This window comes from Arthrobacter sp. 05T47, assembly GCF_056395825.1.
Genome location: NZ_JBFTKG010000077.1, coordinates 1 through 4538, shown reverse-complemented (window position 1 = coordinate 4538; position 4538 = coordinate 1). Strand labels below are relative to the sequence as shown.

General features: G+C 57.2%; 4 protein-coding genes. 2 read left to right on the top strand and 2 right to left on the bottom strand.

The genetic code is table 11. From position 1 onward, the window contains the following. Together AC1DEY_RS22585 and AC1DEY_RS22580 are read left to right on the top strand one after the other, a co-directional pair. Positions 1-1906, top strand: a 1906-nt coding sequence (locus tag AC1DEY_RS22585; protein ID WP_476869944.1) for a P-loop NTPase fold protein, incomplete at its 5' end; no start/stop codon positions are given. A 391-nt stretch (positions 1907-2297) separates the two neighbouring features. Further along, positions 2298-2669 (top strand): hypothetical protein, encoded by a 372-nt coding sequence (locus AC1DEY_RS22580; protein ID WP_476869943.1) that lies wholly within the window; start codon positions 2298-2300, stop codon positions 2667-2669. 34 nt (positions 2670-2703) lie between these two features. Here the strand turns inward: AC1DEY_RS22580 and AC1DEY_RS22575 are convergent, their stop codons facing one another. Then, a complete protein-coding gene (locus AC1DEY_RS22575; RefSeq protein ID WP_476869945.1) occupies positions 2704-3282 on the bottom strand; it encodes a 7-cyano-7-deazaguanine synthase in 579 nt (192 codons plus the stop codon). 16 nt (positions 3283-3298) lie between these two features. Further along, positions 3299-4538 (bottom strand): PfkB family carbohydrate kinase (locus AC1DEY_RS22570; protein WP_476869942.1); only part of this gene is annotated, 1240 nt, incomplete at its 5' end.

Genomic DNA, 4538 nt, shown 5'->3' with positions numbered 1-4538 from the left:
TCCCGCCAAGGCTTCGAATTCTATTACAGAGCCTTTCAAATATAGATATAGAAGCCCTTTTCAAGAGAACCTCCGGGGCTTGGCACTTACTTTGCTGGAAGATATCACTTCCCATCCAGCGGTACGAAGTGACTTTTACAAAGAATGCTACGTACCCATCGAGGCAAACAATAGACACCTGCTACTAAGTAAGAACATCATTGCGGCGCGCTACAAGCGCGCCTCCGATAGCGGCGTATCGCCATCGGCGATCGGCCTTCCAGTAGTTAGCGGCAAGCTACTTGTAGATGAGACCATCTTGGCAGAGGCGGCGGGGTCTCGGCCCATCGTGGTACTTGGAGATGTAGGGGTTGGGAAGACTTCGTTCTTTGAAAACCTATTTGAGCAAATCGAAGAAAAATATAAAGAAGACACATTTTTCATACATATAAATCTTGGCGTGAAGGCCACAATGACCGACGATATAAAGGCGTTCGTCATTGATGAAATTGCTCGGGTTTTAAAGGACGACTTTCAAACTGACATCCACAGCGGCGCGTTTGTAGATGCCGTATATCACTCGGCGCTAACATCATTCGATGGCAGCGTCGAGGGTCGACTGAAAGAAATAGACCGTATTGCATATGAGAAGGCTAAGATTGAATTTCTCAGGGAGAAGATCTCCCAGAAAGACAATCACATACAAGCTTCCCTTGGGCACATCACCCACGGGCGCGGAAAGCAAATCATAGTTATTATCGACAATGCCGACCAAAGAAGTTTCGAAACGCAGCAGAAGGCATTTCTCATAGCGCAGGAGCTAGCCGCCACGCGAAATCTAGTTGTGTTCGTAGCGTTACGCCCAAGCACATTCTATCAATCAAAAACGACCGGAGCCCTCTCAGGCTACCAGAACAAAATTTTAACAATATCACCACCACCCGCCGACGAGGTGCTTAGAAGACGAATATCATTCGCCGTCAATGTTGCTGAGGGACGCATCGCCCCCTCTGCGCTCACCAACATTCGCCTGAACCTTAGTAGCATTGTCTTCTTCCTGAGAGCTACGCTGCGGGCTATCCGTAGCAACGAGAAGATACGCGCCTTCCTGAGCAATATTGCAGGTGGAAATACGCGCTTAGTCGTTGAACTCATTACGGGCTTCTGCGGAAGCCCAAACGTTGAGAGCGAGCGCATTGTCAAAATTGAAGAAGAAGAGGGAAGCTACCAAATTCCGCTGCACGAGTTCACGAAACACGCGCTGCTTGGCGAGTATGCCTATTACAATGCGCAGTCATCTCTTGTAGCATGCAACGTATTCGATATATCTCTTGCTGATCCAAGAGAGCATTTTTTAGCGCCCTTGATTGTAAGCTATCTCTCGTCCTCAGTCGGCACCAAAGACAATGACGGCTTTGTTTCTGGATCGCATATTATTGAGGAGATGAAAGGCAGCGGATTTATCGAAGATCAAGTACGCCATAGCCTTAAACGGCTGGCGTTGAAACGCCTCATCGAGACTCCACATGCTCATTACAGGGAGATAAAGGTTCCCGAAGGCGAGCTCCCGGATAGCTTTTACTTTCGATCGACCTCAATCGGCATATACCATGTGCGCTTCTGGATGGGATCGTTCGCGTTCCTCGACGCGATGTGTACTGACACGCCGATATTCGACCTTGCGACACGAGAAGTTATATCGACAAGAGCGGGCTCTCTAGAGATTGGAGATCGCCTCAAGCGAGCAGAATCATTTAGAGAGTATCTCGAAAGTCAATGGACATCAGCAAATATCACTAGGCCATACCTGGATCTTGTGAGCGTATTCAACTCTCAAGACGACAGCTTTTCATCGGTTAGAAGAGCTGTAGAAGGAAAGAAGACTAGACATAGGAAATATCGCCCCGGCTCCAGATGGTCTAGTTAGAAATCGCCTTTTAGACATGAAATTTTCTAACCTGTCTGCGCGTTAAACCGATGCGTAACGCTAGGTTCTCATGGTTTCAAATAGAGGTTCGGATGGCCTCCTGCTTATTCAAGCGATCAGCTCTAGGGCGTGGGGGTCACCGGTCGTACGACCGGCTACCGATTTGAATGCCCCCAACACCTACCAGTTGGCCTTGAGGGGGTCCTAGGGCTGCAAGGAGGCCAGTTCCGAGCGAGCCCAATGGGCAGGCGGCAAGGCCAAGCCATTCGGCGCAGAGGCCAATGGTCGCCGCAAGGCCGCCAGCTTCGCGCAGCAACAGCGTCTCGGGTGAGGTATACGCGGCTTGGGCCTTTGCCAGGTCCCCGACCAAGCGCAAGGAGCAGCCGCTCCTGTGGCCCAGAAGCGCCGCCACATCCAGATCGTTCGCCGTCGCCAGACCGGGCGCGTCGATGACGTGCAGGCGATGATCAGTCGGCTCGTAAAGGGCGACAAGCTGATGGTCGCTGTTGATGAGCAGGACTCTGACGCAATGCAGTCCGCCGGCGGTCGGGTAGGGGCGATGTTCAGTAGCTATTCCCGCGCGCCCCACGCCGGTGGGAGTCGGCGCCATGACATACCAAAGAAGGTCGGCGACCTCATGGATGTGAACTGGACCGCCGATCGACGAATGGCGGGTCTGCAGGACGTCAAGGAAGGACCGCTCCGGCGGGAGGGTTGGTTCCGGCAGCGACAAGATGCGGTTTGCGCGGGGCCAGGCATCTGACCACGCGCCCGGTTCGCTAAGTGGAGCAGGCTCTTCAGTGAGCATCCCAGCCAAGGGCTTCCCAGGTCTTATAATGCTTGATGCAGCCGCGGCATTGCCCGCAGGCCAGATTGCCCGTGTGGCACGAGTGCGCCCAGGCCAGCACCTCGCGGGGAATGCCCGACGTGGTGACAAGCTCGACGGCGTCCAGCGCGATCGCCGGCGCCTCGACGGTCAGGCCACCCTCCTGCATCGCCATCAGGCCCGAAATCCGCTCGATGAACTCCGGGCGGCCGTCGGCATGCTCCCCGTCGGTGCGCAGGGCGCCAATCGCCAAGCTCTTTGCCCCCAGCTTGATCGCGAACATCCCGGCGAGGGTCAGCAGCAATTGATTGCGAAACGGCCACCACTCCGGAACCGGAGCGACGGAAGAGGCTGGTGTTCCGGCCATGTCGCCAGAGCCCAAGGGCGAGCAATCGACTTTTATGGCCCGGTGCTCGATGCCCATGGCCGCGCATGCCGCTGTGCCGGCGTCAAATTCAGCCTGGGCGGCGCGCTGGCCGTAGTCGATGAAGATTGCGACATCAGGTCGGCGCCACCAAGCCACGCTGATGGAGTCCATGCCGCCAGACATGAGGATGGCTCGCATGTCAGGGCAGCTTCCAGACGGCGCGGTAGAGCGCCGATGCGAAGTCGTCCGTGATCTCGCAGCCGGTGCCCTCGATCATCTTCAGGTCTTCTTCTTTCACGTTCTGCGCCAGCGCCATGACAGGGATACCCTTCTTGATCGCATACCCGACTTCGAAGATCGTGCCGGGGTCCAGGCCGTTGAGGATGGCGAAGACGACGTTGCTGGCCTCTAGGCCGGCGATGTCCTTGGGAGCGACATAGCTGGCGGGTCCGGGGCCGACCTCGTGGACGGGCGAAAAGACAGATGCGCCAAGAGCGGTGAGCAGGCTGAGGCTTTCCTCGACGAGCCAGCGTTGCCCGATATCGAAGAAGGGGCTGGCAAGATAGATCGTGCCGTCGCCTGGCTTGATCGGGGCAAACTGCAGTGCTTGCAGCGCGCCTACGGCCGGGGCGGGCAGGTAGCGGGTGTTGACATAGTTGGCCGTCGCTCGCGAGGCCAGGTCCGCGGCTTGGTCGGGCGCCATGCCCTGGCAGCCCCATAGCGCGGCGAAGGTCGCCGAAAAGACGTCGCCCGATCCGACCTTCCACACATATTGGGTCTCGTAGGCAGGGATGGTGTGCTCTCCCGAGGCAGTCAGGACGACGGCGCCATGGCTGCCCTTCTTGAGCACGATCACCTCGGCGCCTTCGGATTCCAGCAGGCTTCGGGCTGCCAACATCGGATCATCGATGCCGGTCATGGCGTGGACTTCAGTGCGATTTAAGACGAGCGCTAGGCGCTTTGCTTTGGAGCCATTTTCTGAGAAGGGGCGCGGATCGAAGGCTGATTGGGGATCGTACACCGCAACCCCGGCATCGATGATGGCGTCCCCTTCCATCATGCCGTAGCGCAGGACGACGTCGCCCTTGACGGTGATGGTGGGCGCTTGAGCGATCTGGGATGGAGGTGGGTAGATCGAGGGCCTCGCCAACGGGTGCAAGTAGCTGAAGCTGACGAACTGGGTTGCGGGGTGTGCCTTCAGGGTCGCGCCGCAGCGTGTTGCGAGATCCTCAACCGTGGCCTGGGCTTCCGTTGCGACATAGGTGACAAGTTCCACCGGGCCATCGACGAGTGTTTCCACCGCGTGGGCGGCTCGGCCGGCGGAGCCGAAGACCGCATCCCAGGCGGGCTCGATGCAGGTCTCGCCGTAGACGCCGCCAACAATTGTCAGGCCATGGGTCACTGCGGGTCTACCGTGACCTGGTAGACGCCGCCGGCGA